Origin of the sequence: Vulcaniibacterium thermophilum (assembly GCF_007923255.1) — a bacterium.
GTDB lineage: Bacteria > Pseudomonadota > Gammaproteobacteria > Xanthomonadales > Xanthomonadaceae > Lysobacter_F > Lysobacter_F thermophilum.
Map to the genome: position 1 here is coordinate 18,782 of NZ_VOHJ01000015.1, position 25,976 is coordinate 44,757.

Sequence of the window (25,976 nt, forward strand, 5' to 3'; positions counted from 1 at the left end):
ACACGGCACGCCTCAGCCAAGGGCTTTTTTTGCGAATCGCTCCGGATGCTCGATCGGCCCCTGCGTCGTCATCCATCGCAATAGGCCGCTGGCATCGAAGGGGTCCGGATAGGCCGCCTGCAGATCGGGACGGTCACGATACAGTCGCCGGTGCTCGAGCGGGATCGGTGTTCCGTCGCTGTATCGCCCATAGCGCCATGCGACCTTGGCGGCCGGCTCTTCGCCATCGAAGCGCGTTTCGTGCGTATACCAGGCCACCAGCTCGGCCACCGCCGGGTTGCCTGCACCGTGCTTGTCGAACATTGCCCGATGGGCGCCGCTGTCGAAGCCGGTGAAGTGGTAGAACCCCAACGGCTCGCCGTTCACGGTGAATCCCGCATCCAGGCCGCCCGCGACATGCCGGGTCGTGAGGTTCCAAGTGGCGACATTGAAACGCGCATTCTTGAGGATGCCCACGCCGTCGAAGAACGCAGGCACCAGATCGATCCAGCGCTGGTCGGTGAACAATCCAGCGGGAACGTCCGCGATGCAGAAGTGGTAGATGCGCTCGCTCCACCAGCGGGAGAAGCGCTCGCCCTCAGGAGTGCGCCTCACCCCGAGGAAGCCCAGGTTGTACACACCGTGCTTTAGCGCGCTGATCTCGTTGTCGCGCACCGCCTCCAGCGTGCGCTCGGGGCAGGTCAGATGCGGCGTCAGCACGACGTTGGACGAATCCAGCGTAGCGAGCAGGTCATCCAGGCGCGAGAACACGACCATGTCAGGATCGAAGTACAGCACACGATCGACATCGGGCTCGGACAGCAGCTGACACAGTACGAAAGGCTTGATTGCCGTAGCCAACTCGACGATGGTGTGGAAGTAGATCCAGCGGCGGCGATCCGGAATCGGCAAATCGTCAACCGCGATCACCCTGTCCAACGGCTCGGCAGAGAAATCGATCCCCGGAGGCCTTTCGTCCGCGAGCGCGAGTACGATCTCGAACTCCGGATGATGCTTGCGCAGCGAAGCCGCCAACTTGCGTACCTTCGGCAGATAATTCACCGCTGCTGAAGTGAATGCGACCGTCTTTCCCATCTCATTGTCCTTTAGGAGCGGCGTCGGCATCAGCGAGTACGCGCGCCGCGAACGCAGCGATCTCGTCGAGCGCGACTGCCGGATCGATTCTGCTGATCACGAGACCAAGATCGTACTGGCGCACGCGTTCAGCCGGCGCGCCGATCGGAAACACCGCCAACGGTGCCCGCATAGCCATCAGCTCGGCGGTGACGAAGGAATAGGTCTCGGCACAGATCGAGGGCAGCAGACATACTCCGACCCGTTGCCGCTCCAGCAGATCGGGCAGATCGGCGAGCGCGTACTCCCCCAGCACCTCGATTCCGTCATCGCCATCGTGTTGCTCGAGCGTTCCGAAAACGACGATCCGCATCGGCAAGCCACGCTCGCGGATCAGGTCCGCCATCTCGCGCAGAATGCGGGCACCTTTGGCCGCACTGGTCAAGTGGCCGACAGCGCCGATCACCAGCGGCGGCCCAGGATCGGTCCGGATCGGCCGCAGGCTCACATCGACCGTATGCGGCTGTACCGTCACCTTTTCTTTCGGCAGTCGCGGGTGAGCCTTGGCGAGCACATCCACCGACGCCCACGAGAACGCGACGATGCGATCGCAGACCTCCAGGAAGGCGCCCCACGCCGCGCGCCACTGCGGCACGGTGACATCGGGCGTGAAGTCCATCGTGTTGGCGGTGTTGGCCGGAAGGCAGGTAAGGCACATGATCGGATCGGGCACGCCGCAGAAGGCACCGGTGTGGTCTATCAGCGTCCAAGCCGGGCAGGCCGCGTGGTAGTCGTGCAGGTGGAACACCAGTTCGCCGATCCCGCGCGCTCGCTGTGCTCGCACCCACTCCAACAGTGCCAACGGTTCGGCGTAGGAAACCAATTCGTTGACGTGGATATCGAGCCGGCGCAAGCGTTCCAGTGGGCGCAGCACCGCTTCCAGTCGGGTTACCTGGCCCTCGAACACGCCATCCTGTGTGCGCAGTTCGACGCGGTAGCTCAACTCCTGGAGGACCGGGCTCACCACCAGTACCGCCCCCTTCCCGGCAAAGCTGTTCACGAGCGCATGGCGATAGCGGTTGGCACCGCCGCCCATGCCGTGATCGATCACCAAGATCAAAGGGTCTCCGTCGCCCCAGCGGTACAGCCTTCGCAGAAGCAGCCGCCTGGATGTTGCGGCTTGCAGACGCGCCTCCGTGCGCTGGCGGGTTGCGAGGACCAGCGAGCGCAGCCCTTCGCGCCGCCACTTGTTCCACGCACGTCGCAATACGCCGGTTGGATGTCCGATCTGAAGAAGGTCGTGAACCTCGCAGCTCCGGACCTGACCGTTGGCCAACGTGGCCACCAGGCGTGCGGGGCGGCTTGAGTCGAGTGGGGCGCGCAGCCGGCCTTGTAACAGAAAGCCTGCCGACGCCGCGTGCGGTATTTGGGGGTAGGCCCGACGGAGGTCGTCACGTGTGCCGGCCGGCACGCACATGACGGTCTGCGCGCCGCCGCCGCGCAGCGGCAAGTGCAGCTCGCATCGTGCAGCGCCCGCCTCGTCGTCCAAGAACCATCCCCAGCCGTAGAAGCGCCCATCGCGGATTACGAGCGAATCGAGACCGAACCGATGCGCCACGCTCAGCCTCCCCGCCGAAGCAGACGGCGTACCGACTGTGCCGCTTTCCACCACCAGCTCGTCTCGATGCGTGCCAACCGTTCAGACACCCGCACCAGTGTCGCCTCGACCTCGGCCCGCTTGGCTTCGGCGCGCTCCAGCGCTTGAGTGGCCTCCGCATACTCTCGCGAGACCCGCTCCAGCCCGGCGAGCCGCTCCAGCGACAGTGACTCGACCCGCGTCAATGCCTCTTCCGTCGCATCCAACTGCAAGCGCAGCCCCCGCATCGTTTCGAGGCGCTCCAACGCTTGGGCTTTCACCTGCTCCAATGCGATCTGGGTTGCATCCAGGTCGGCACGCAGCGCACGCATCGTCTCCAGCCGCTCCAGTGCCTGTGCGGTGACGGTCTGGAGGGCAACGTCCAGCTGCGCTTCGCGCGCGAGTGCGCGCTCCGCCAGCGAACGGCGACGGACATCCGCAGCACGCAGCACGGCGCCGGTCAGCTCGATCCAGTTCGCAGCCTGCTGCTGCAGACGGCAGAACTCCTGATACAACCCATCCATCCGCCTCCAATCCGGCTCGATCGCAGTCAACTCGGAGTAGGTCCGAAGCGACAGCGCGTGCCATTCGTCGGTTGGCGGCGGGTCGTTGCAGGCGGCATGGTGGCGGGCATCCCTCTTGAGAAACTCGTCCAACGCCATCTGCGGGGCGGTCGCAGGCAACTGCAATCCGAGTCGTTCGCCGACTGCGCTCAACAGACTCGTCGGCGCCTCCAGCAGCGCCGCGTAGTTCAACACTGCGCGCGGCAAGCCCACTGAGCTCCGCACGGACTCGAACACGTGCCGCAGCCAGAGAATGCGGGAGATCGTGGGCGGCATCCTGTCGCGCGCGAGCAGTGAAGCGGACACTTCGTCAGGATGGCGGACCACCAGCAGCGCAGCCACGCGAACCCCGCTTTCCTCCAGCACGATCCGCCACAGCGGCAACAACCGGCACAAACGCGGATCCTTCAACGCCCACGGCGCATTTGCCGACAGCGCCGGCAGCATATCGGTGCGGATGCGCGCCCGCGCCGCGTCAGCGGCCGGCAGCGCGAGCCATCCGTCGGGCAACGCGCGTATGTCGTCCCAACTGCGGTCCATCGCATCCAGAAGCGCCTCGTTCAGCGCAACCGCGTCCGCATGTTCGAAGTAACCCGACGGATTGTCTTCCGCTGCCGGCACCAGCCGGTCGCCCAAGTGCAATCCCAGCCGTTCCAGCGCGCCGGTCGCCGCAGAGGTGCCGGAGCGGTGCATACCCAACACGAGGACCGCATCCGGTTGACACGCCGACTGCATCAGCGAATCTCCACCTGCGGCTCGACGTCGAGATCCACGAATCCCGTGGCCAATGCGTCGGGGTCTTTCATGACGCGGAACATCGCGATGTCGACGCAACGGGCGAGAAATGCCTCCGACTCCCCCTCCAGGGCGACCACGCCTGCGTTGAGGAAGTAGGTTCCCGCATTGAGCCGATTGCGGAAGCGGAATCGCACCTCGACCCGACTGCCGGAGGCGATCCACTCCAGCGGCCGCGTCACCGCATGACTGACCGCGCCTGCGAGCTCCACGCCGGTCAGGCTACGGACCATCATGCCGAACCTCACACCGGCGGCCGTGGTATCGAAATCGGCTCGGTACGAGAACACATAGTCTTCACCCGGCCTCAGCACGTTCACGCGCGCGCCATCGGGCGTTTCCAGGCGCGCATCCTCGATGACGCAGCCCTTGGACGGATAGACCACGGTGCTTGCCGGCACCATACCCGGGTCCCACGTGGGCTCGACCAGTGTCGCCCGCGGCATGCCCGCCTCCGCGCGCCGATCGGCTGCCCGTACCTTGGTCGCGTCCGGCACCGCAGCACTCTTGCCCGCGATCGTCCGTCTTACCTCCTCCCGACATTCGGGCGGCGCATAGAGCAGCTTCTGATAACGCGAAACCACGTCACGGGCCGGGCCGATACAAAGCAATTCGCCCCCGTCGAGCAGCAGGGCGCGATCGCAAACCTCGGTCACGTGACCCGCCGCGTGCGAGACGAACAGGATCGTCGCCCCATCGTCCCGCAGACGGCGGATGCGCGCATGGCATTTTCGCTGGTAGGCCTCGTCACCCACCGCCAGCGCCTCATCCACGACTAGCACGTCCGGCTGCACGTGCACCGCCACGGAAAAGGCCAGGCGCATGAACATGCCGCTGGAGTAATGCTTGACAGGCTGGTCGATGAAGCCGCCGATATCCGCGAACGCGACGATGTCGTCGTAGCGCGCTTCGAGCGTCTGGCGGCTTATCCCCAGCACACTGCCGTTGAGGAAGATATTCTCCGCACCGGTCAGTTCCGGGTTGAAGCCTGCCCCCAGCTCGAGCAGAGCGGCGACGCGGCCTTCGACCTCAACCGTTCCGGTAGTCGGGGCCAGCGTTCCGCATAGGATCTGCAGCAACGTCGACTTGCCAGCACCGTTGCGGCCGACGATTCCGACCTGTTCGCCGGCACGGATATCGAAGGTGACATTCCGCAGCGCCCAGTACTCCTGGTAGTAGCGGCGCGGCGCTAGCCCACCCCATCGCTGCAGACGCGGCAGCACGAACTGGCGCAGGCGGTCGGAAGGTCGCGCATACACCGGGAAACACTTGCCCAACCCGCGCGCGGAAACGACGACGCGTTCAGAGCACATCGGCGAAGCCCTTGCGCGTCTTCTGGAACCAGGCGAACCCCAGCCACATCACCAGGACACCCAGCCCCCACGACAGCGCGAGTTCGCGCAGGGCCGGTACCGTGCCGCCGATCAGCAGCGCACGCGCCTGCTCCACCACATGGGCGAGCGGGTTGAGCGCGAGCCACGGCCGAAAGTCCTCGGGGATCGCTTCGAGCGGATAGAAAATCGGAGTGAGAAACAGCAGTGCCGTCACCAGCAGCCCGACCGTCTGGGCCATGTCCCGTACGAACACGCCCAGCGATGCCAACAGCCAAGCGATACCCAGCGTACCGAGAATCAACGGACCGAGCACCACCGGCAGCAACCAGGCGGTCCACGGTACCGTGCCGAGCACGACCCATGCCGCCACCAGCCATGCCGCCATATTCACGGCGAAATGGAACAACGCATTGCCCATCTGCACGATGGGCAGCACCTCGAGAGGGAAGACCACGCGCTTCACATAGTTCGCGTTGGCTACCACGAGATTCGGCGCGCGCACGACCACTTCGGAGAACACGTTGAACACCGCCATTCCCGCGAACAGCACCACGGCGAATGCGGCTTTGCCGCCCTGCGGCAAACCGCCCCAACGCGCGCCGAACACCACGCTGAAGACGAACGTGTAGATGAGCAGCATCAACACCGGCGTCAGCAGGCTCCATGCCACGCCCATGAACGAGCCGCGGTAGCGGCCGACGATCTCCTGGCGTACCAGTTGGCGGATCAGATCGCGGTTGCGTCGCAGCGATGCCAGCAGGCAGGGCAAACCGGCCTCGAACGACATGGTGGCGGTGCTCATGTGTGCAACGTCAGGCACCGATCGCATTGTCCAGATCGGCACGTAGATCCTCTACGTCCTCGACGCCGACACTGAGACGGACCAGGTTGTCCGCGATGCCCAACTGCGAACGCCGCTCGGGCGGCACGCTCGCGTGCGTCATCACGGCAGGGTGGTTGACCAGGCTTTCGACGCCGCCCAACGACTCGGCCAACGCGAAGATCCGGACGCGTTCGCACAGCCGTTTGGCCGCTTCGAAACCGCCCTTGACGTAGATCGACACCATCCCGCCGAAACCCTGCATCTGGCGCTTGGCTAGCTCGTACTGCGGATGCGCCTTCAGCCCCGGATAGACGACCTTCTCGACGGCCGCGTGCGTTTGCAGCCACTCCGCCAGTGCCAGCGCGTTCTCGCAATGCGCCTTCATACGCAGATGCAGCGTCTTCAGCCCCCGCAAGGCGAGGAAGCTGTCGAACGGGCCTTGGATGCCGCCGACTGCGTTCTGCAGGAAGGCAAGCTTCTCCGCCAACTCGACGTCGTCGCCGACGACGACCATGCCACCGACGATGTCGGAATGGCCGTTGAGGTACTTGGTCGCCGAGTGCATGACGATGTGAGCGCCGAGTTCCAGCGGGCGTTGCAGGATCGGCGAGGCGAAGGTGTTGTCGACCACCACGATCAGCCCGCGCGCGCGCGCGCGTTCGGCGATTTGCGCGATATCCACCAGCTTCAGCAGCGGATTGGTCGGCGTTTCGATCCACACCATGCGGGTGTTCGGCTGGATCGCCGCTTCGAACGCGGCAGAATCGGTCAGGTCCACCCAACTGAAATCAAGCCCCGCGGAGCGGCGCCGCACACGCTCGAACAGCCGGTACGTACCTCCGTAAACGTCGTCCATCGCCACGACATGGCTGCCCGTATCAAGCAGCTCGAGGATCGTAGAAGTGGCCGCCAAGCCCGACGCGAATGCAAACCCTCGCGTGCCGCCTTCCAGAGCTGCCACGCAACGCTCATACGCGAACCGTGTGGGGTTGTGACTGCGGGAGTATTCGAACCCCTGATGAACACCCGGACTGCTCTGGGCGTAAGTCGAGGTGGCGTAGATCGGGGTCATCACCGCGCCGGTCGCGGGGTCGGGCGACTGGCCTGCATGGATGGCAAGGGTACCGGGACGATGCACCATGGCGGTCCGGTGGTCGGGGGAGAAGGGCAGGCATGATACCGGATCGCCCACCTCGCCCGGCCGTAAATACGGCGGGCGCCGGGTGCCCCGTACATCGGTGGTTGGGCTTTACCGGGTGAGGTAGAGCGTGTCCCGCCATCCCTCGAAGTAATCGATCATGTCCTCCGCATCGGCGGGACGCCGCTCGAAGTGGGCCTGCCAGGAGTAGCTGTCGAGCTCGAATCCAAAGTGCGCTGCCATGAAGCGGATTGCTTCGCGCGATGGCCGCCCCACGAGAGTCCGGCCGTTGCGCGTGAGCGCGTCGGCGCAGGCCATGCGCTGGTCGTCGACCGGATCCTGGAGCAGTTGAATCACATGAGGGTTCGCGTACACCAACCGCGGATCGTCCAATCCGGCAGCCGCGTCGGAAATCGGCGCTACTTCCGTATCGATGACGACCAGGTGGGCGCCCGTGCGTTCGATGCGGTCGAGCAGCTCCGCATGTCGGATCGTGTGGTAGTAGAAGCCAAGGCAGAGCACCACGTCCGCATGCAACGAGCCGTCGAGGACGTCGAAGACATCGCCCTGCCGTAGCTCATAACGGTCAGGGGAGACGCCGTAGTGCGTCAATGACTCGCGGGCGTTCGCGATCAACTCGGCTCGCGGCTCGATGCCGACCACGTGCGCCGCACCTGCATGCAGGGCGGCGAACGTCCATCGGCCATCGTGACTGGCGATGTCGATCACACGCCGGCCTCTCAGCGCTTCGGCATTGCGCGCGATGATCGCCGTGTGGCGCGCGTTCAGCCGGCGCGGCCACGGGCTGGTCCGACTGGTCTGGTAGAAGCGCGGATACTGATCGAAAAAGTTCATGGGACGAATCGAGAGCCTGTCCGCCATCTTCTCACGCCGCCGAGAGGCTCGGGGCCCTCGCCATGCGGGCGCAAGAGCCTTGCGCGCAGGCCGGCTGCGCCCGACGCCGCGACGTAGAACAACAAGATGCGCGATCAACCCTATCGAGCCGAGCAACCGCATCGAGCCGTGACTGCCGACGTGCCCGCCGGGCGATCGCGAACCGGCATCGCGAAAAGAGAAAGGCCCGCCGAAGCGGGCCTTTCCGATTGCGCTGATCCGAACCGCGATCAGTTGGTGCCCGGACGCACCATCACGTGGTTGCTGATCGAGCCGTTGGCCGGATTCACGATCTGGTACAGACCCTGGATCTGGTTGGTCGGCGCGTCGACCGTGATGATCACCGTGGCGCGGGTGCCGGCGCTGAAGCCGGTGATGAACGTGTTGGTCTCGAAGAAGCGGCTGCCGTTGGCCGGGATGGTGCCGGACATGTTGGCGGCGTTCGTCGAGATCACGTTGCCCGTCTCACCGATCACGCGGATGCGGTAGTTGCGGGCCACCGAGCCGGTGTTGGTCAGCATGATGCGGCTGAGGTAGCCGCTCGGCAGCTGCACCAGCGGCGCCTGCAGCTCGGTGCCGTTGCGGACGATCGAGCCGGAAGCGTGCGGGCCGCGGTTGGTGACCGCATAGGTGGTCGGCGCGGCCGACACGGCAATCAGCTGCGCCGTGTAGTCCGTGACCGGGATCGCGGTCGTGCCGTTGCGGGTCACGCAGAACGAGGTGCCGGCCGGCAGAGCGGTGGCGCCCACGTTGAACGTCGCGGTGTTGCCGCCGGTGATGGTCGCGGTCATGCCGGCGATCGGCGTGGCGCAGTTGCCGCCGCTGGAGAGGAACGCGCTGGTCGCATAGCTGAAGTCGCCGCTGACCACGATGCGGGTGCCCGTGGCGCCGGTGGCCATCAGATCGGCCAGCGTGATGGCCGAACCGTCGATGTCGTACGGAGCGGTCTGCGGGCCCGCAGCGTCCGGATCGACCAGGTCATAGACCCAGCTGGCCAGCTCGGCGGTCGCCGCGGTGGTGTCGCCCGACGCCAGGAAGTCCAGGTAGTCGGTCGACACATCGGCGGTCGCCGTGAACGGCGTGCTGGTGAAGTTGTAGCTGTCACGGAAGGCCAGGTACGGGCCCGCGGAGAGCGAGTTCGGAATGCGGCCCGTGGTGCCGCCGGCCTGCGCCTGCGACGGCTGGTCGTACAGGGCGACGTTGCAGACCACGTCGGAGCTGGTGCCGGTGATCTGGTGATCGCCCGTGATGGTGAACGTGTCGGCGGCCACGACGTTGTTGGCACCGCCCAGCGAGGTGACCGAGAAGGTCAGCACGTTGGTGCCGATGCCGTTGATCGAACCGAAGTTGACGGAGCCCGGATCGTTCGAGACGACGGTCAGGCCGGTACCGAAGCGGAAGTTGCCCGAGCACTCGACGCGCGCGTAGCGGACTTCGCCGTCGGAGAAGTTGTAACCGACGTTCCAGGACAGCTCGGTGGCGTCGACACCCGCCGTCGAGTCGGTGTTGAGGGTGACCGGCGCGGCCGGGGTGGCGATGATCTCGCGCGCGAAGTACGCCGGCGCGCCGCCCGTGGAGATGTTGGCGGCATAGGCATTGCCCGCCAGCAGGGCTCCGGCGACAGCCGTAGCGAGAGCCTTCTTGTTCAAGGACATTCTTTTGCTCCTAAGCTTAGGATTGATTTTTCTTGCGAAGCACTACGCCTGGACACTACCCACCGCCCGCACGCACGTGCCGGCGCCGGCACCCCGGTCGGGCCGGTGGCGGAGATTCTTCATGACTCCCCTGTCCCCCGTTCCTCGACCTTCCTGCGCATGCTCAAGCACTGCGCAGTCCCCAGGCGGCACCGACTATACGGGGGCCGTTAAACCGCCGTCAATCTACTTGAAACGGTCATCTACCTGACCAGCAGATGACTGTCTCACTCTTCCTTGCCGGTACCGAAGCGGGCGCGGACGGCTTCCGTGATCGCCTTCGCTTGCGTCGCGTCCTCGACCACGTACGGGGTGATGAGCATCAGCAGCTCGGTTCGTGTTCCCTCCTTGCGCCGGTTCTGGAACAGCCGGCCAAGGCCCGGGATATCCCCCAGCAAGGGCACCTTGCTCTTGCCGTCGCTGTTGGTGCTCGAGATCAGCCCGCCGAGCAGCATGCTCTCGCCGTCGGACAGGGTGAGACTCGTCTGCAACCGCCTGCTGAAGATGCTGGGCGAAGGAATGTCGCTGCTCTCGGTCTGGGTGGCCTCGCTGACCTCCTGAGCGATCTTGAGATCGACCCGTTGTCCCGAATGCACAACGGCCTCGATCTCCAGCAGCACACCGGTCTTGCGGTACTGGATCGACTGCAGGATGGACGGCGTTTCCCCCGGGCTGGGCAGGTCCGGCGCGGTCGCCTGACTGGTGATGATGGGGACCTCGGTGCCGACGTCGATGCTGGCCTTCTCCCCGCTCTTCACGAGCAGGCGGGGCGTCGAGAGGATCGACACGCGACTGTCGCGCGCGAACAGGTTGACCAGTGCGCTTACCTGCCCCGAGGACGAGATCGCCCGCCAGACCAGTCCGCCGGCATTGGGCTGCGAGCCGCCAAGCGCCGTCAACGGCCCTGACATGCCTTCGAAATTGATGTTCCGCAAGGCCCATTCGATGCCGTGACTGAACTCGTCAGTCAGGGTGACCTCCGCTACGGTGACCTCGATCACCACCTGCCTGGCAGGCTGGTCCAAGCGGGCGAGGACGCCCTGGATCGCCCGCCAGCGCTGCCCATCGCCTTGGTAGACGATGACATTGCGGATGGGGTCGACCGCCAGCCGCCCTCCGTTGCCTGCAATGGACACCACCTGGTTCGACGCACCCGCCTGCCCTTGCGGAGCGCCCGGCGTACCGCTGCCGCCCGCGGCCGCCGAGCCCGAGGCGGGCGCCGTCGGCGCATTGGCGCCGCCGACCAGCGCCTGCAGGATCGGAACCAGCGTTTCAACCGTGGTATGGCGAGCGGAATAGAGGTAGACCCCGCCGCCGCCTGCACTCTCGTCGGTCGGCTGGTCGAGGCGCTCCGCCCACTCGGACGCTGCACGCAGCGCCGCCTCCGACTCGCTGAACACGATCAGGGCGTTCGCCGATTGCACGGGCACGAAGGTCAGCGCGCCCGAAGTGCCGGGCCCCATCCGCACCGAAATGCCCTGCGCATTGAGTACCTCGCGCAGGTCGCGCGCCAGTTGGTCGACCGACAGGTAAAGGGGATTGATGCGGATCGACCGCTTGTCGCGAAGCGCAGCCTTGTCGAGGGTGAGGACTGCGTCCATCGCCGCCTGGACCGCATCGCCGGGGCCGCTGAGCAGCAAGGCATTAGCCTCGATCATCTCGGTGATGGTGACACCGCTGTTGCCCAGGAGGATGCGCACCTGCGCGGCGATGCGTCCGGGTTCGCCGATGTCCAGCGGGATCGCCACGAACACCGGCCGCTGGCCGGCCGGCACGTCCGGAAGCGCTCGCGTGACGACCACGCGCGGCGCAGCGCCGGTCGCGGACGGTATAGGGCTGAAGCGGAGCAACGTGCCGACGGGCTGTACACGCACGCCGTAGTTTCGAAGTACTTCGGCCGCGATGGCATAAAGCTTTTCAGGCTCCTGCGGTTCCGTCAGCCGCAGGGTCACCAGCTCGGTCCGATCACGGACCGCCTGCTCGATCTCGATCGGAAAGCCGAGTTCCGTGCCGAACACCACGTTGATGAACGCGGACAGCGGCACGCCATCCAATGCCAGCGCAACCGGCTTCCTGTTCGGGATGGGGGGAACGGGAGACTCGGCCGGTTGTTGCTGGGCTGCCGGTGCTGCGGCCGGGAGCGTCGGCCCCTCCTCGAGGCGCGGGCGGGTTGCGCCGCCTTGCTGTTGGAGAACATCGTCCTGCGCGGGCGGTGGATTCGGCGCGCGAAGCGGCGCCGGAAATTTGGGCGGGCGAACGGCGCATGCCGCCAAGGTGCCGGCCAGGAGAACGGCCAGGACGATGCGGACCGCATAGGCGATGCGTGCACGTCCGGGCTCGGACCGGCAAGTGGAATGGGGCGGCGTCTGGCTCATGGCAAGGCTCGGTGTCCTGGCAAACAACGGCGACGGTACGAGACCGTCAGGGACGAACAGGGTTCCTCAAAAGAGGCAGCGGGTCGGCGAGCAGTTCCTGGTCGTGCTGCTCGCCCCGGCCATCCTTCCAGATCACACGCGATCTGGAGATTTTCATCACACGACCGCCATCGGGCAGGCGCCCACCGACGCGGACGTGGTATTCCGCGGGCGCGCCCGGCACGACAAACACGGCGTACGCGAAGCGCCCGGACTTCACGACGCCCACCGGCACCGGCGGGGGCGGAGGAGGCGGCTCGGGCGGCGGGGGCGGGGGCGGAGGCGCGCCCCAGGGGGCGCGCTCTTCCCAGATGCGATCCGCGGATGCGAGTGCGGGCTTGGCGGGAGCAGGGAGGCTCCACTCGGCGCGGGCGCCATTCCGCGGCGCATCGGTCCGCGGCAGTCCGCCACGGAATGCAAGCAGGCCGCCGAGCGCCGCAGCAAGCACCATCCCGAGGATGATCCTCAACCCCGCGCTCATCGCTTCTGTCCCCCGCCCGTAACCGGTTCGCGCGCGATCGAGGGCACGATGCCACGCGTGCTCGGTGGCCGCCCGGTTTCCGCCGCGCGGGCCTTCCTGCCTGGGGTCCCGGCATCCGAGGCGGCCCGGGCCGCGGAGGGAGGCGACGCCGACGGAGAATCGGTCGCAGGATCGCCCGATCGCGGCGATCCCACCTTGGCCGTATCGGCCGGACGGCGCGCGCCTTTGCGGTAGTAGCCGCGCACGATGACCGACAGGCGGGTTTCGCCCTCGCCGGAGGCCTCGACGCGCTCGGCCTGCACCCAAGGAAGGGCCTCGCTCAGCATGCGCATGACATCGCGCACCTTGCCGAGCGGAGCCACCACGTCGAACCGCGCCGGCACCTGCCAGAGTCCGGGGTAGTCCGGCACGTCGGCCGCGGTCTCGACTTCGATCCGCTCGACGCGCACTCCGGTCGGCGGCAACTGCGCGGCAAGCCACGCCTGCATCTCCGCCTTCGCCGCACCCGCGGTGGGCACCGGCGGCACGCTGTCGCGTTCGGCGCGGAGCCGGGCCTCGGTCTGACTGGCGCGCTTGGGCCAGAGGGCCTCGCGGCTGGCCTCTTCCAGCCGCTGCAGCAGCTCGAGGTCGCGCCCGTAGTCGGCGGCGATCGCAGCGCGACGCTCGCTGAGGGCGGAAGCGGCATGCGCTCCGGCGATCAGCAGGATCACCAGGGCGCCCAGACGCAGGCGGCGGTTGCTCCGCCATTCCTGCCGCGCACGCTGCACATGCGCGGCGATCACGGCCTGGCCTCCGGCGTGACGATGCCCGGCAGGGTGAATTCGAGCTGCATGGCCCCGGTCGGCAACGAAGTGGCGGAGACGTCGGCGAGAACCTTGTTCTTCTCGAACGCGGCGACGAAGGCGCGCGGATCGGTCTCGGCGGACTTCACCGTGACCTGCAGCTTGCCGCCTTCCCGGACCCAGCCCGTGAGCAGGCTTCCCTTCGGCAATGCGGCGACGATGTCGGCCATGAGGCGATAGTCGCTCACGCCGCGCTGGAGCTCCCTCAGGCGCAGCAGCTCATCGCGCGCCGTCTCCGCGCGCTCGCGTGCAGCCAGCAGCGGCGTGGAGCGCGCGCGCATCGTCTCCAGGCGGGCCTGCAGGTCACGTTGCGCATCCTGCCAGCGGGCCAGCGCGGCCACCTGCCACCCCAGCACGACCGCGAGAATCCACAGCGCGCCGATCCACGCCCAGCGTTCAAGGCGTGCTGGCGAGCCCGGCCACGCGCGCCGGCTTTCTGCCCACGGCGCCGCCCAGGCGGCTTCGATGGGCTCCGGCACCGTCCGCGCATGATCCGGACCGAGCCCGCAGGCGCGCACGAAACGCCGCCACTGCTCCTCGCTGGGACGCTGCGGCCAGTACTGGCTGGCCTGCAGGACGCCTTCGCGCCAGTACTGCCCTTCCACCCCCTCCACCAGCCGGAGCAGCCGCACGCCATCGACCAGCGGGGGCTCGCGCACGAGACTCTCCGGCGTCCAGGCCTCTTCACTGCGGGCGACGGCGGGGTCGGGCGTGGTCCAGAACCAAAGGTGGGCGATCCCGCCGGTCCACGCGATACGCGCCGGCGCGCCTTCGACCGGTTCGTGCTGGCGCGCGGCGATGCGCGCGGCACCGGCACGCTGGCGCGGCGGGAGCGCCGCCAGATCCAGACGGCGATACAGGCACTGCGCTCTCGGCACCACCCACTCCGACGCGCCGAGCAGGCCGCCACGCGCGACGACCTTCGGCTCAGGGCCGATCAGGCGCCGCGTCGGCGAGAAGATCGCTGCCAGGGTCTTGCGCTGGGGCATCGGAGGAAGGTCGGGGAACCGGATAGGCGGCCAGGATGGACCACGGGGCCCGCTTGTCCGCAAGGGGCGTGAATCGTACATGGATGCGCCAGCCGGCGCCCGTCCGGCCCCACAGCGTCATGCGTAAGGTGTCTGAAGGCAGCACCCGGTAATCGATCAGCGGGTCGCCCGGCAGGCGCACGCCGGCCACGGTCTGCACCTCGAGCCCCGACGCGAAGGGCTGCGTGCGCCGGCGCGCAACCACGGTGCGGCAGGTCTGGGGGCACCCGGGCAACCACGTGGCCAAGAGGGATTCGGGCGCGGTATTGAGGTTGACCGCGCCGGAATAGAACACGGTGGCTTCTTCCGGCAGGCGTGCGCGCACCCCGGCGGGCAGCTCGGACCATCCCAGCGCCCGCAGCACTTCGCCCGGAATCAGCGGACGCCGGTTCGGTGGCGGTTCGCGCCCGGCCTGTTCGTATTCCCTTTGTTCGGCGCCATTCAGGCGCTTCAGGCGGTCTTCGTCGATGTAATCCAGTAGCGCGTCGCGCAGGCGTCCGATCTGTTCGCGGCGCACGCCGGCGGATTCCAGATAGCGATCCACCAGCGCCGAAGTCGGAAGCAGAAGGCCCAGCAGCCCCGCCTCGTCCTGCAGGGCGAAGCGGGCCGCCCCGCGCCCCCGATAGACCGTTCCGTCCAGCCGCAGCTCGCCACCGCGCGGGTCGGTCCGCAGCGCACCGAATTCCTGCAGCCGCAGACTGGCGCGCTCGGCTTCCGTCAGCGCCCGCGTGGGCAAGCCGGCGAGGGTCACTTCGCGGGTTGCACCGAGGTACAGCAAGGCATCGCGCGTCGACGCCATCGCGATGGCGTCTGCGGTGCGATCGCGGGCATCGCTCGCCTCGCGGACTTCCTCGTAACTCCACAGGGTGAGCAGAGCGACCGCGAGGGTGATGGCGGCGAGGATCCACAAGGTGACCGCCAGCACGAACCCGCGCTGCGCGCCGCGTCGCTCAGTAGACACCGGACTCGTTCCTCCGCAGCCGGGTCGGGAGTCGGGGATCGGACGCGATGGCGACCCACCAGGCGATGGTGCCCCTGCCCGTTCGCGCTTCGAAACGGACCAGACGCGGCAGGCGCTCGTCCGCCTCGGTCTCGGGCTCCCAGATGTCATGCCACTGGCCGTCGACACCCAGGTAGGCGAAGCGGGCCTCGTACAAAGGGCCGGGAACGGCGGTGACTTCCCCGAGCCGCTCATCGCCATACCGCAGCTCGATGCCATTCGCCCCCCTCTGCAGCGACCATCGCACGCGGGCCGGCCCTGACCCGGCGAGGGGCCGCGCGGTGACGAAATCGACCGCGGTGCTATTGCCGCGCATTTCGCCCAGACCGTCGGGCAGATCGATCAGCGCGGCCGCCACGGAATCGCGGAACCACGCCTCCTGCAACGCCGCCAGACGCGCCTCGCCCTGGTGACGCAGCAGGCGCGTACGCAGGTTCAGCGTCTGATTGAGCGCCTGCATCAGCACGGCGACCAGCAGTGACACGATCACCAGAGTGACGATCGTTTCGAGCAGAGTGAACCCTGCCTGGCGTGCGCGCCTGTGCGTCACAGCCGCGGCGCCTCGCGCACCTGGCGATAGCCGACACGGAGACGTTCGACCTCCTCCGCGATGGCACCGTCGCGCCAGAGCTCCATGCGCAGACGGTACAGCCCGACGCGGTAAAGGCCGGGCTGCAGGTGGCCGGTGACCGCATCGCGTTCCGGCTCCACCGGCTCGCTCGTCCATCGCAGGCGGAAGCCTCCGAGAAGCTGTTCGCCCCGCGGTTGCTCCATCGGGTTGATCCGCTCGCTCCAGGCCAGCGCATTGCGCATGGCCGTGTCCGCTTCGCGCGCGCGCTCGGCGCGCTCGGCCATCCGCACGGACTGGGCGATCGCCGCGAACAGGGCCAAGCCCGCCGCGGAAAGAATGGCGAGCGCGACGATCGCCTCCAGCAGCGAGAAACCGGCCACCGCGGAATGGCGGTTACGGCGCATCGCTCACCACGCAATCCGGTTCCCGCAACCGCCAGACCTCGGTGGCACCGCGTCCGTCCACGCGCACGCGCGCCGCAGCGCAAACGCCGCTGGCTTCGATCTGCAGCACATCGAGCGGCACCACGCGCCAGCCGGCCGGCAGGCTGAGCGCCGCGGCCAGTGCGGTGGCGTCCTCGGCCTGCACCGTCAGCGGACGGTCGTCGCGACGAACGCGCAGCGGCAGGCTCTCGAGCTGGCGACGCACTTCGGCGCGCTCACCGCTGCCCGCCACCGCGTCGTAGGTTCGCTCCAGCCGAGGTGCGGCGACGGCAGCCGCGATCGCGATCAACGCGAGCACGATCAGCAGCTCCAGCAGGGTGAATCCGGCCGCCACGGTCGGCCGGACACGCGGTTCACTGCGGCGGCAGGAAACCGACATCGGCATCGTTGCCCTCGCCGCCGGGCTTGCCGTCCGCGCCGAGCGAGTAGAGCGCGAATGGCATGCCGTCGCGGCCGGGGATCGAGTACTGGTAGGGGTTGCCCCACGGGTCCGCCGGCACCGCCTCGTCCAGATACGGTCCGCGCCAGCGTCCGCGCGTCCGCTCATCCGCCGGCGCCTGCGTGAGCACCGCAAGCCCCTCCTCCGGCGTCGGCAGCCGTCCGACCTCGAGGCGGAACGTCTCGACCGCGCCGCGGAGCATGCGGACCTGTGTCTCGGCGACTTGCACCTTCGAACTGTCGACCCGGCTGAACAGACGCGGTCCGACCAGACTTGCGATCAGCCCGATGATCACCAGGACGACGAGCATTTCGAGCAGGGTGAAACCTGCGGACCTGCGGCGGTGGGGCATGGGCACTCCGGAGGGCGTCACAGCGGCACGTCGTTGACGCTGGTGATCGCCAGGATGATGGCGGTCACGATGGTGCCGACAACCGCGCCGATGATAATGATCGCCAGAGGCTCGATCAATTGAAGCACGCGCTTCATCCGGTCGCGGCCGGTGGTCTCGTAGAGCCGTGCCAGGGCCGCCAGCAGCTTCGGCAGCTCGCCGCTCGCCTCGCCCACCGCCACCAGGTCGTATCCAGTGGGATTGAGCGCGCGGTGCTCGCGCAGCGCGGCCGACAGCGTCGAGCCGGCCTTCACTGCTTTCGCCACCTGCGCGAGCCGGTTGCGCAGGAACGCAAGGCGCACCGATCCGGCGGCGAGCCCGAGCGCGCGGATCAGTTCGACCCGCCCGGCGAGCAGTGCCGAAAGCGTGCTCGACCACCGCCCGACTTCCGCCTCGATCAGCCAATCGCCCAGGACCGGCATCCGGGCCGCAAGCTCGGCCAACCGGTTGCGCAGCGTCTCGCGCGACCAAAGCGCGCGCGCCCCGGCGAGCGCACCCAGCACGACCAGCGCGACCAGCCAGAGATGCTCGCTCAGCCAGACGCCCGTGCTGATGGTCAGGCGCGAAAGCGGCGGCATTCGGTCGCCGTGCTGGGTCAGCAACCCACCGAAGCGCGGCACCACCCATACGAAGATGATGCCGACCGCCGCGATGCCGGACATCACCAGCACGCTGGGATACACCAGTGCGGATCGCATCTCCTGGCTTACGCGCTGGTCGTACTCGAACTGTTCCACGCCCGCCCGCAAGGAGTCGGCAAGCCGACCGGTGGCTTCACCGGCCTGCACCAGTTGGTGTACGTACTCCGGCACAGGCAGGGCGGCGCCGCGCAACGCATTGCTGAAACTTTCACCACGCCGCACCGCGCGCTCCATGTCGGCGAACGCGCGCGTGAGCTGGGGGTGGTGGCTGGACTTGGCCAGCGACGCCAGTGCGACCACCAGCGACACCCCGGCTTCCAGCAGCGTGGCGAACTCCTGCAGCACGAGCTGCAGCTCGCGCGACGACGCGCGTCGCCGCCGATGCGACAGCGGGCGTTTCTCGGCCTGTGCGCGCAATGCGAACACGGTGAGCCCCTGCGCGGCCAGCTCGCGCGCGGCCTCGCGCTCGCCCGGCGCATGCACACTGCCGGATACGTTGTTTCCTGTCGGATCGATCGCCTGGTAGCGGAATTCCATCTCAGCCGTCCGCCGGCAGAGCGCCGGTCACGCGCACGACTTCTTCGACCGTGGTGAGCCCGGCATGCGCCTTCAGCAGGCCGTCTTCCCGCAGCGTACGGCCGCCCTGCGCGCTCGCAAGCGTGCGCAGCTTCTCGGCTGTCGAGCGCGCGAGGACCAGCTCCTGCATCTCCGGCGTGACATCCACCAGCTCGTAGATGCCCACACGGCCACGGTAGCCGGTGCCTTGGCAACGCTGGCACCCCACCGCCTCACGCCACTGCGGTCGCGCGGCCGAAGCCTCGAGCAGAGGCTCGACCAACCGCGCCACCGCCGGTAGCGGTTCGACGGGCCGGCTGCAGTCCGGGCACAACCGGCGCACGAGTCGCTGCGCCTGCACGGCGCGGACGCTGGTCGCGACCAGGAACGGCTCGACGCCCATGTCGATCAGGCGGGTGAACGCGCTCACCGCATCGTTCGTATGCAGCGTCGACAGCACGAGGTGGCCGGTCAGCGACGACTGCACCGCGATTTCCGCGGTCTCGAGGTCGCGGATCTCGCCGATCATGATGACGTCCGGATCCTGGCGCAGGATGGCGCGCAGGGCCCGTGCGAACGTGTATCCGATCTCCGCGTTGGCCTGGATCTGGGTGATCCCCGGCAGTTGATACTCGACCGGATCCTCGACGGTGATGATCTTGCGGTCGCGCTGGTTGATCGATTCCAGCGCGGCGTAGAGGGTCGTCGACTTGCCTGATCCGGTCGGCCCGGTGACCAGCACGATGCCGTGCGGCTCCTGCACCCAGCCGCGGAACAGGGACAGGTCGCGCGGGGAAAAGCCCAGCCGCTGCAGACTCAGATCCTGGCGTTCCTTCGGCAACAGACGCATCACCAGCGACTCGCCGTGCACCGCGGGCACCGACGAGACGCGCACGTCGACGTCCTGGCCGCTGACACGGACGCTCAGGCGGCCGTCCTGCGGGAGGCGGCGCTCGGCGATGTCCATGCCCGAGATCAGCTTGACGCGCGATGCCACCGCGGGGTAACGGCTGGCAGGCAGCGTGAGCCGCGTATGGAGGATGCCGTCGATGCGCATCCGCACGTGGAACAGCATCTCCTCCGGCTCGATATGGATGTCCGAGGCACGCTGGTCCATCGCCTGCGCGAGGATGTTGTTGACCAGCTCGATGACCGGCGCTTCCTCGGCGAGCTCGCGTAGATGGCTGACGTCGTCGGCCGCCTCCTCGTCCGCGCGGCGGGCGCGCGCGAGCAGATCGACCAGACGCTCGATGTCCTGCGCGCGGGCGAGCCGCCATGACCAGCCGGCAGGGAGGCGCTGGCCGAGCAGTTCGTTGACCATCGGATCGAGCGGATCCCGTCCGGCGACGAGCAGTTGTCCCTCCGGCGCGGCCCAGGCGACGACGTCGTTGTCGATCCACCAGTCCGCGACGATGCCGCTCGCATCCAGCGGCACGCGGGCCGCCTGGGCATCCACGGGCCATTCGGAGGAGTCAAGCAACGGGATGCCGAGCTGCTCGGACAGCACCGGCAGCAGCGATTCCTCGGACAGCGCACCGAGGCGGACCAGAATGCTGCCGATCCGGCCGCCGAACTGCTGCTGGAACGCCAGCGCCTTGCCGATGTCGGCGGGCGTGGCCAGGTGGCGCTCCACCAACAGCTCGCCGAGCCTGCGCAATGCGGGCGATGGCGTGGCGGCGTGCGGAGAAGCTGGCGGCATGGGGTCCAGGGAGCGTTGCGGCCGGCGCAGGATAGCAGGCGGCGCAGGACGCCTCGCCGCCCGGCCCGCACGGTTCATGCCTGCGGTATGCGCCGCCTGAGATAGTTCAGCAGATCGATCCGCGTGATCAGCCCGAGGAAGCGCTCGCCGTCCATGACGATGGCGACATGGCCGCGGTCGAACACCGGCAGCAGCGCTTCGATGGGCGCGCAGACGTCCACCTTGTCGAGCTTGCTGACCATCGCGGTCGACACGGGGTCACGGAAGCGGGCTTCGTCGCCGTAGACGTGCAGCAGCACGTCGCTCTCGTCGAGGATGCCGACGATGTGCTCGCCGTCCATCACCGGCAACTGCGAGACGTCGTACAGCTTCATGCGCTGGTAGGCGGTGACCAGCAGGTCGTTGGGGCTCACGACGACGGTGTCGCGCTGCGCGAACGGGCGCAGGATCAGGTCGCGCAGGTCGCCGTACTTCGGACGCTCGATGAAGCCGTTGTCGAGCATCCAGTAGTCGTTGTACATCTTCGACAGGTACTTGTTGCCGGTGTCGCAGACGAACACCAGCACGTTCTTCGGCGCGGTCTGTTCGCGGCAGTAGCGCAGTGCGGCGGCCAGCAGGGTGCCGGTCGAGGAGCCGCCAAGGATGCCCTCTTTCTCCAGCAGCTCGCGCGCGGTGAGGAAGCTCTCCTTGTCGCCGATCGCGTAGGCCTTTCTGACGCGCGAGAAGTCGGAGATCGACGGCAGGAAGTCCTCGCCGATCCCCTCCACCATCCAGGTGCCCGACTTCTCGCTGAGCGTGCCCTCGTTGATGTACTGGGCAAGGATCGAGCCGACCGGATCGGCGAGCACCAGCTCGGTATGCGGCGAGTGTTGCGCGAAGCAGCGCGACAGGCCGGTCATGGTGCCCGAGCTGCCGCAGCCGAACACGATCGCGTCCAGCCCGCCGACTTCGCTCATCTGGCGCAGGATCTCCGGGCCGGTCCCGAACTCGTGCGCGGCCGGGTTGTCCGGATTGCCGAACTGGTTGATGAAGTACGCGTTCGGCGTCTCGCGCGCGATGCGGGCGGCGAGGTCCTGGTAGTAGTCGGGATGACCCTTGGCGACGTCCGAGCGGGTCAGCACCACCTGCGCGCCCATCGCCTTGAGGTTGAAGATCTTCTCGCGGCTCATCTTGTCGGGCACGACGAGGATGAGCCGGTAGCCCTTCTGCTGCGCGACCAGCGCCAGCCCGATGCCGGTGTTGCCGGCGGTGCCTTCCACCAGGGTGTCGCCCGGCTTGATGTCGCCGCGCGCCTCGGCGGCTTCGATCATCTTCAGGCCGATGCGGTCCTTGATCGAACCGCCGGGGTTCTGCGACTCGAGCTTCAGGTAGAGCGAGCAGACGCCGGTATCGAGGCGCTGCGCCTTGACGATCGGCGTCTCGCCGATCAGTTCGAGGACGGAGGTGTGGATGGCCATGCGGACCCTCGCGGCCGGGCGGCCGGGAAAGTCCGGGATTCTAACGGGCCGGGCGCGGGGTTGCCGGTACGCCGCCGCGGCTGCCCCGGAGGGCAGCCGCGGCGGACCGGACGCGGGCGTGGGCGGTCGACGAGGAAGACGCCCCCGCCCGCGTGATCGAGCTCAGTGGCGCTGAGCCTCGTAGATGCGGAACAGGCGGTCCTTGGTGGCCAGCTTCTCGCGTTTCATCTGCACCAGGGTCACGTCGTCGATCGGCAGCACGCCGAGCTCGGCGTCCAGCACCTTCTTGTCCAGCTCCTTGTGTCGCTGATAGAGCTTCTTGAACTCCGGGTTGCTCTGCATCAGGGCGTCGATTTCCTGCTGCGGCCGTTCTTCGAACATGAATGCCTCCTTCAGCGCAAATGCGAACGCCCCGGCCGGGACGGCCGAGGCGTTTGCGTGGATGAGTCGAGGCGGCGCGGTGCTGCAGCACCCGCGGCACCTCGCCGACCTCACGGGCGGCGTCGGGCTGCGGGGGCAAGATCAGCTGCATCATCGCGACCTGGCGTAGGGCCAAGCGGAAACGGGCCGCTTGGGATACCGACCCTACTCCTCCCTCCCGGCGTCGGCAAGGGCCCTGGCGGCGAGGGGCGGGCGCCGTACACCCGCCTTTCACGGATGCGAAGACCGTTGCCCGCACGTTCGCGGACGAAGGGCGCCGTTGGCGCCTGTAGCCTACTTGTGGGTGATGCGGATCTCGACCCGGCGGTTGCGCGCGCGGCCTTCGGCGGTGGCGTTGTCGGCCACCGGCCGCTCCGCGCCGTGACCTGCGGCACGCACCCGCGCACGCGCCACGCCGCCGGCGAGCAGCGCCTCGCGCACGGCGTCGGCGCGGCGCTGCGACAGCGCGCGGTTGGCATCCGGAGCGCCCTGGGCGTCGGTGTGGCCTTCGACCTGCACCGAGGCCCCCGGCAGCGCCGCGAGGTACGCCGCGATCGCACCGACGTCGGCCTTCGCCTTGTCGGTCAGCGCCGCCTGTCCGGAGGCAAACGCGTCGCCGGCGAGGGTGAAGACCTCGAGGTTGCCCTCGCGACGCGAGGCCGGGAGCTTGCGGCCCGCGACCAGCTCGGCCTCCTGGCGGGCCAGCTTCAGCTCGCGCTCGCGGGCGGCCTCGATGCGCGCCGCCTGGGCATCGGCCACGCCCTCCAGCATGGCGTCGGCCTGCTCGGCCGCCTGCTGGCTGGCGAGCGCCTGCTGGCGCAGGCGCTCGGCCTCCTCAGCCTGGATCTGCGCCTGGATGCGCAACCGCTCCGCTTCGGCACGGGCGCGCTCGGCGTCGCGCCGGCTGGCCTCGACCAGCAGATCGGCACGTTCGCGCTCGAGCGTCTCCAGCTCGCGCTGGGCGAGGTCGATGCGGGCGGCGATCTCGGCGCTCTGCACGCGCCGCTCGGCGACGTACAGCGCCCCCGCCCGGGCCCGTCCGCGGGCCTTGGCCAGCGCGTCGAGCGCCTGCTGGGCGCGAAGACGTTCGTAGGCCGCGACCGGATGGGCCAGCGGATCGGCCGGCACCGCGGCGAGCCGCTGGGCGAGACGGGCGAGGTCGGGGTTCTCCGCGGCGGCGATCGGCGCGACCGCCAGCACCCACACCAGCGGCAGGCAGCCCAGCAGGCGGCGACTCATCGTCCCTCCCCCGTCTGCAGACGCTCGCGCAGCTCGGCGATCTCGGCGCGCCGCTGCGTCACCTGCGCATTCAGCACCGCCTCGCGGCTCTTGAAGTAGGCCAGGTCCGCATCCGCCGCGGCGGCGCGGGCCTCGGCGCGGGCGTCGTCCTTGCGCCTGGCCTGCTGGGCGCGCTGTAGCGCGCCGCGCGCGGCCGCGATCTCGAGCGAGGCGTACTGGTCGGCATCCGCCTGCTCGGCGCGCGCGATCGCCTCCTGCGCGCCCGCCACCTCCGGCAGCGGCGCCGGCGTCGCCGCCTGGGCCACCATCACAAAGCCGAGGATCAGAGCTGATAGCACGCTCCGGATTTGTGCCAAGCTAGAACGCATTGGGGAGTCCGCAGCAGTCGTGTTGCGGCCATTGTGGTCAAGCCGGACGGCCGCGCGCAACGGACACGCGGGCCGTCGCCTCGGGGGAATTCATGGACATCGGCTATTTCCTGAAGCTGATGACGGACAAGAACGCGTCGGACATGTTCCTGACGACCGGCGCGCCCGTGTACATCAAGGTCGAAGGGCGGCTGTATCCGCTCGGCAACACTGGCCTGCCTCCGGGGATGGTGAAGAAGATCGCCTACTCGCTGATGGACGAGGGGCAGGTGCCGCACTTCGAGCGCGAGCTCGAACTGAACATGGCGATCGCGCTGGCCGACGTCGGCCGCTTCCGCATCAACGTGTTCAAGCAGCGCGGCGAGGTCGGCATGGTGATCCGCGCGATCCGCAGCGTGATCCCGTCGATCGAGGAACTGCAGCTCCCGCAGGTGCTGAAGGACATCATCATGGCCCCGCGCGGGCTGGTGCTGATCGTCGGCTCGACCGGTTCGGGCAAGTCCACCACGCTGGCGTCGATGATCGACCACCGCAACACGCACGTGGCCGGCCACATCCTCACCATCGAGGATCCGATCGAGTACCTGCACAAGCACAAGAAGTCGATCGTCAACCAGCGCGAAGTGGGCCTGGACACGCACTCGTTCCACTCCGCGCTGAAGAACGCGATGCGCGAGGCGCCGGACGTCATCCTGATCGGCGAGATCCTGGATGCGACCACGATGGAGGCGGCCATTTCGTTCGCCGAGACCGGCCACCTGTGCCTGGCGACCCTGCACTCCAACAACGCCGACCAGACGCTCGAGCGCATCCTCAACTTCTTCCCCGAGGCCGCGCACAAGAACGTGCTGATGAACCTCGCGCTGAACCTGAAGGCGGTGATCTCGCAGCGCCTGGTGGTCGGCAAGGACGGCCGCCGCCTGCCGGCGACCGAGGTGCTGATCAACACCCCGCTGATCCGCGATCTGATGCGGCGCGGCGAAATCCACGAGATCAAGCCGGCGATGGAAGCCTCGCTGCAGGAAGGCATGGAGAGCTTCGACCAGTGCCTGTTCCGGCTCTACAAGGAAGGCAAGATCGAGATGGAGGAAGCGCTGCGCGCGGCCGATTCGCGCGAGGGCCTGTCGCTCAAGTTCCGCCTGTCGGAAGGCGCGAGCGGCGAACACGATCCGTACGCGGACGTGTTCACGACCTGAGTCGCGGATGGCGAGCGAGGCTCGCCATGCCGCCTTGTCCGTCGTCCCGGCTCAAGCCGGGCCATCGCGAGCGCGCAGACAAGCGGACGATGGGCCCCGGCATGCGCCGGGGCGGCGGATGTGGGTGGCGCAACCAGCGCCACGTCCCTTTCCCATAGCCGCCCAGGCCGCGGCCTGCCCCGCATCGCCCGCGCTACGGCGGACAGTCCGGCTGGTTCTCGGGGCGGGCCAGATCGAATGCCGGCAGCGCGAGGCACGCCTGTTCGATGCGCAGAAGCGTGGGGTACGGCGACAGATCGAGCCCGAAGCGGCGCGCGTTGTACATCTGCGGAATCAGGCAGCAGTCGGCGAGCGTCGGGCTGTCGCCCTGGCAGAACGCGCCGGTCGCCGGGTTGTCCGCCACCAGCGCCTCGAACGCGGCGAAACCCTCGCGGATCCAGTGCTTGACCCACTCGTCGCGCTCCGGCTGCGGTACGCCCCAGGTGCGATCGAAGTACTGCAGCACGCGCAGGTTGTTGAGCGGGTGGATGTCGCAGGCCACCAGTTGCGCCAACGCGCGCACGCGCTGGCGCTCGCGCGCCGAGGCCGGCATCAGCGCGGGCTCCGGCCAGACTTCGTCGAGGTATTCGAGGATCGAGAGCGACTGCCGCAGCGGCCGCTGGCCGTGCATCAGCACCGGCACCAGGCCCTGCGGATTGGTGCGCAGGTATTCCGGCTTGCGCTGCTCGCCGCCGTCGCGCAGCAGGTGCACCGGCACCAGCTCGTAGGCCAGTCCCTTCAGGTTGAGGCCGATGCGCACGCGGTAGGCGGCGCTCGAGCGCCAGTACGAGTACAGCCGCAGGGTGTCGGTCATCGCCAGGTC

At 68.2% G+C, this 25,976-nt stretch carries 25 protein-coding genes; 1 reads left to right on the plus strand and 24 read right to left on the minus strand.

Annotated features, from left to right (window positions below; genetic code table 11):
- Positions 1 to 12: 12 nt before the first annotated feature.
- The 23 genes from FQY64_RS07735 to FQY64_RS07845 all read right to left on the minus strand — a co-directional run bounded on the left by FQY64_RS07735 (position 13) and on the right by FQY64_RS07845 (position 23,888).
- A complete protein-coding gene (locus FQY64_RS07735; protein WP_146473572.1) occupies positions 13 to 1,074 on the minus strand; it encodes a glycosyltransferase family protein in 1,062 nt (353 codons plus the stop codon).
- Between the two features lies 1 nt (position 1,075).
- Positions 1,076 to 2,671: a glycosyltransferase gene (locus FQY64_RS07740; protein WP_146473574.1), complete on the minus strand. Its 1,596-nt coding sequence runs from the start codon at positions 2,669 to 2,671 to the stop codon at positions 1,076 to 1,078.
- A 2-nt stretch (positions 2,672 to 2,673) separates the two neighbouring features.
- Positions 2,674 to 3,987, minus strand: a complete 1,314-nt coding sequence (locus FQY64_RS07745; protein WP_146473576.1) for a sulfotransferase family protein — start codon at positions 3,985 to 3,987, stop codon at positions 2,674 to 2,676.
- Positions 3,987 to 5,360, minus strand: a complete 1,374-nt coding sequence (locus tag FQY64_RS07750; RefSeq protein ID WP_146473578.1) for an ABC transporter ATP-binding protein — start codon at positions 5,358 to 5,360, stop codon at positions 3,987 to 3,989. Before FQY64_RS07750 ends, FQY64_RS07745 begins: the two co-directional genes overlap by 1 nt.
- Positions 5,350 to 6,183, minus strand: a complete 834-nt coding sequence (locus FQY64_RS07755; protein ID WP_229814960.1) for an ABC transporter permease — start codon at positions 6,181 to 6,183, stop codon at positions 5,350 to 5,352. Before FQY64_RS07755 ends, FQY64_RS07750 begins: the two co-directional genes overlap by 11 nt.
- Before the next feature lie 10 nt (positions 6,184 to 6,193).
- Positions 6,194 to 7,345: a cystathionine gamma-synthase gene (locus FQY64_RS07760; protein ID WP_146473677.1), complete on the minus strand. Its 1,152-nt coding sequence runs from the start codon at positions 7,343 to 7,345 to the stop codon at positions 6,194 to 6,196.
- Positions 7,346 to 7,453: 108 nt separating this feature from the next.
- Complete coding sequence (locus tag FQY64_RS07765; RefSeq protein ID WP_186760891.1) at positions 7,454 to 8,197, minus strand: class I SAM-dependent methyltransferase; 744 nt, start codon at positions 8,195 to 8,197, stop codon at positions 7,454 to 7,456.
- A 269-nt stretch (positions 8,198 to 8,466) separates the two neighbouring features.
- Positions 8,467 to 9,891: a hypothetical protein gene (locus FQY64_RS07770; RefSeq protein WP_146473582.1), complete on the minus strand. Its 1,425-nt coding sequence runs from the start codon at positions 9,889 to 9,891 to the stop codon at positions 8,467 to 8,469.
- A 266-nt stretch (positions 9,892 to 10,157) separates the two neighbouring features.
- Positions 10,158 to 12,305 carry a type II secretion system protein GspD gene (locus tag FQY64_RS07775; protein WP_146473584.1) on the minus strand — a complete coding sequence of 716 codons (2,148 nt, stop codon included), beginning with the start codon at positions 12,303 to 12,305 and terminating at the stop codon, positions 10,158 to 10,160.
- Between the two features lie 46 nt (positions 12,306 to 12,351).
- The gene (locus FQY64_RS07780; protein WP_146473586.1) at positions 12,352 to 12,813 is read right to left on the minus strand and encodes a hypothetical protein; all 462 of its coding nucleotides are present in this window, start codon (positions 12,811 to 12,813) and stop codon (positions 12,352 to 12,354) included.
- 8 nt (positions 12,814 to 12,821) lie between these two features.
- A complete protein-coding gene (locus FQY64_RS07785; protein WP_146473588.1) occupies positions 12,822 to 13,607 on the minus strand; it encodes a hypothetical protein in 786 nt (261 codons plus the stop codon).
- On the minus strand, positions 13,604 to 14,656 hold the full coding sequence (locus FQY64_RS07790; protein ID WP_146473590.1) for a hypothetical protein: 1,053 nt from the start codon (positions 14,654 to 14,656) through the stop codon (positions 13,604 to 13,606). The genes FQY64_RS07785 and FQY64_RS07790 overlap by 4 nt, the downstream gene beginning before the upstream one ends.
- Complete coding sequence (locus tag FQY64_RS07795; RefSeq protein ID WP_186760892.1) at positions 14,595 to 15,620, minus strand: type II secretion system protein GspK; 1,026 nt, start codon at positions 15,618 to 15,620, stop codon at positions 14,595 to 14,597. Before FQY64_RS07795 ends, FQY64_RS07790 begins: the two co-directional genes overlap by 62 nt.
- A gap of 25 nt (positions 15,621 to 15,645) precedes the next feature.
- Positions 15,646 to 16,245 (minus strand): PulJ/GspJ family protein, encoded by a 600-nt coding sequence (locus tag FQY64_RS07800; RefSeq protein ID WP_186760893.1) that lies wholly within the window; start codon positions 16,243 to 16,245, stop codon positions 15,646 to 15,648.
- Positions 16,242 to 16,670 (minus strand): PulJ/GspJ family protein, encoded by a 429-nt coding sequence (locus tag FQY64_RS07805; protein WP_146473594.1) that lies wholly within the window; start codon positions 16,668 to 16,670, stop codon positions 16,242 to 16,244. Before FQY64_RS07805 ends, FQY64_RS07800 begins: the two co-directional genes overlap by 4 nt.
- Complete coding sequence (locus FQY64_RS07810; RefSeq protein WP_146473596.1) at positions 16,660 to 17,088, minus strand: prepilin-type N-terminal cleavage/methylation domain-containing protein; 429 nt, start codon at positions 17,086 to 17,088, stop codon at positions 16,660 to 16,662. The genes FQY64_RS07805 and FQY64_RS07810 overlap by 11 nt, the downstream gene beginning before the upstream one ends.
- Positions 17,063 to 17,500 (minus strand): type II secretion system major pseudopilin GspG, encoded by a 438-nt coding sequence (gene gspG / locus FQY64_RS07815; protein WP_146473598.1) that lies wholly within the window; start codon positions 17,498 to 17,500, stop codon positions 17,063 to 17,065. Before gspG ends, FQY64_RS07810 begins: the two co-directional genes overlap by 26 nt.
- Before the next feature lie 17 nt (positions 17,501 to 17,517).
- Complete coding sequence (locus FQY64_RS07820) at positions 17,518 to 18,717, minus strand: type II secretion system F family protein (RefSeq protein WP_146473600.1); 1,200 nt, start codon at positions 18,715 to 18,717, stop codon at positions 17,518 to 17,520.
- A gap of 1 nt (position 18,718) precedes the next feature.
- Positions 18,719 to 20,434, minus strand: coding sequence for a GspE/PulE family protein (locus tag FQY64_RS07825; protein WP_146473602.1), 1,716 nt, complete (start codon positions 20,432 to 20,434; stop codon positions 18,719 to 18,721).
- A 74-nt stretch (positions 20,435 to 20,508) separates the two neighbouring features.
- Positions 20,509 to 21,891 carry a pyridoxal-phosphate dependent enzyme gene (locus FQY64_RS07830; protein WP_146473604.1) on the minus strand — a complete coding sequence of 461 codons (1,383 nt, stop codon included), beginning with the start codon at positions 21,889 to 21,891 and terminating at the stop codon, positions 20,509 to 20,511.
- 162 nt (positions 21,892 to 22,053) lie between these two features.
- The gene (locus tag FQY64_RS07835; protein WP_146473606.1) at positions 22,054 to 22,272 is read right to left on the minus strand and encodes an HP1242/YdcH family protein; all 219 of its coding nucleotides are present in this window, start codon (positions 22,270 to 22,272) and stop codon (positions 22,054 to 22,056) included.
- Between the two features lie 333 nt (positions 22,273 to 22,605).
- Positions 22,606 to 23,550, minus strand: a complete 945-nt coding sequence (locus tag FQY64_RS07840) for an OmpA family protein (RefSeq protein ID WP_146473608.1) — start codon at positions 23,548 to 23,550, stop codon at positions 22,606 to 22,608.
- Positions 23,547 to 23,888 carry a DUF4398 domain-containing protein gene (locus FQY64_RS07845; protein WP_229814958.1) on the minus strand — a complete coding sequence of 114 codons (342 nt, stop codon included), beginning with the start codon at positions 23,886 to 23,888 and terminating at the stop codon, positions 23,547 to 23,549. Before FQY64_RS07845 ends, FQY64_RS07840 begins: the two co-directional genes overlap by 4 nt.
- A 122-nt stretch (positions 23,889 to 24,010) precedes the next feature.
- On the opposite strand from FQY64_RS07845, the gene FQY64_RS07850 reads away from it, so the two are divergent.
- A complete protein-coding gene (locus FQY64_RS07850) occupies positions 24,011 to 25,114 on the plus strand; it encodes a PilT/PilU family type 4a pilus ATPase (RefSeq protein WP_146473610.1) in 1,104 nt (367 codons plus the stop codon).
- Positions 25,115 to 25,307: 193 nt separating this feature from the next.
- Here FQY64_RS07850 and maiA read toward each other — a convergent pair whose 3' ends face one another.
- Positions 25,308 to 25,967: a maleylacetoacetate isomerase gene (maiA, locus tag FQY64_RS07855; RefSeq protein WP_146473612.1), complete on the minus strand. Its 660-nt coding sequence runs from the start codon at positions 25,965 to 25,967 to the stop codon at positions 25,308 to 25,310.
- Between the last annotated feature and the right edge of the window lie 9 nt (positions 25,968 to 25,976).

Bases quoted from the DNA above. Each gene is read 5' to 3' on its own strand.
- FQY64_RS07775 (WP_146473584.1), bottom strand. From the start codon at position 12,305: ATGAGCCAGACGCCGCCCCATTCCACTTGCCGGTCCGAGCCCGGACGT.
- FQY64_RS07830 (WP_146473604.1), bottom strand. From the start codon at position 21,891: ATGGCCATCCACACCTCCGTCCTCGAACTGATCGGCGAGACGCCGATC.
- FQY64_RS07850 (WP_146473610.1), top strand. From the start codon at position 24,011: ATGGACATCGGCTATTTCCTGAAGCTGATGACGGACAAGAACGCGTCG.
- FQY64_RS07825 (WP_146473602.1), bottom strand. From the start codon at position 20,434: ATGCCGCCAGCTTCTCCGCACGCCGCCACGCCATCGCCCGCATTGCGC.
- FQY64_RS07805 (WP_146473594.1), bottom strand. From the start codon at position 16,670: ATGCGCCGTAACCGCCATTCCGCGGTGGCCGGTTTCTCGCTGCTGGAG.
- FQY64_RS07765 (WP_186760891.1), bottom strand. From the start codon at position 8,197: ATGAACTTTTTCGATCAGTATCCGCGCTTCTACCAGACCAGTCGGACC.
- FQY64_RS07735 (WP_146473572.1), bottom strand. From the start codon at position 1,074: ATGGGAAAGACGGTCGCATTCACTTCAGCAGCGGTGAATTATCTGCCG.
- FQY64_RS07755 (WP_229814960.1), bottom strand. From the start codon at position 6,183: ATGAGCACCGCCACCATGTCGTTCGAGGCCGGTTTGCCCTGCCTGCTG.
- FQY64_RS07760 (WP_146473677.1), bottom strand. From the start codon at position 7,345: ATGGTGCATCGTCCCGGTACCCTTGCCATCCATGCAGGCCAGTCGCCC.
- FQY64_RS07750 (WP_146473578.1), bottom strand. From the start codon at position 5,360: ATGTGCTCTGAACGCGTCGTCGTTTCCGCGCGCGGGTTGGGCAAGTGT.
- FQY64_RS07840 (WP_146473608.1), bottom strand. From the start codon at position 23,550: ATGAGTCGCCGCCTGCTGGGCTGCCTGCCGCTGGTGTGGGTGCTGGCG.
- FQY64_RS07820 (WP_146473600.1), bottom strand. From the start codon at position 18,717: ATGGAATTCCGCTACCAGGCGATCGATCCGACAGGAAACAACGTATCC.
- FQY64_RS07790 (WP_146473590.1), bottom strand. From the start codon at position 14,656: ATGCCCCAGCGCAAGACCCTGGCAGCGATCTTCTCGCCGACGCGGCGC.
- FQY64_RS07810 (WP_146473596.1), bottom strand. From the start codon at position 17,088: ATGTCGGTTTCCTGCCGCCGCAGTGAACCGCGTGTCCGGCCGACCGTG.
- FQY64_RS07835 (WP_146473606.1), bottom strand. From the start codon at position 22,272: ATGTTCGAAGAACGGCCGCAGCAGGAAATCGACGCCCTGATGCAGAGC.
- maiA (WP_146473612.1), bottom strand. From the start codon at position 25,967: ATGACCGACACCCTGCGGCTGTACTCGTACTGGCGCTCGAGCGCCGCC.
- FQY64_RS07770 (WP_146473582.1), bottom strand. From the start codon at position 9,891: ATGTCCTTGAACAAGAAGGCTCTCGCTACGGCTGTCGCCGGAGCCCTG.
- gspG (WP_146473598.1), bottom strand. From the start codon at position 17,500: ATGCCCCACCGCCGCAGGTCCGCAGGTTTCACCCTGCTCGAAATGCTC.
- FQY64_RS07745 (WP_146473576.1), bottom strand. From the start codon at position 3,987: ATGCAGTCGGCGTGTCAACCGGATGCGGTCCTCGTGTTGGGTATGCAC.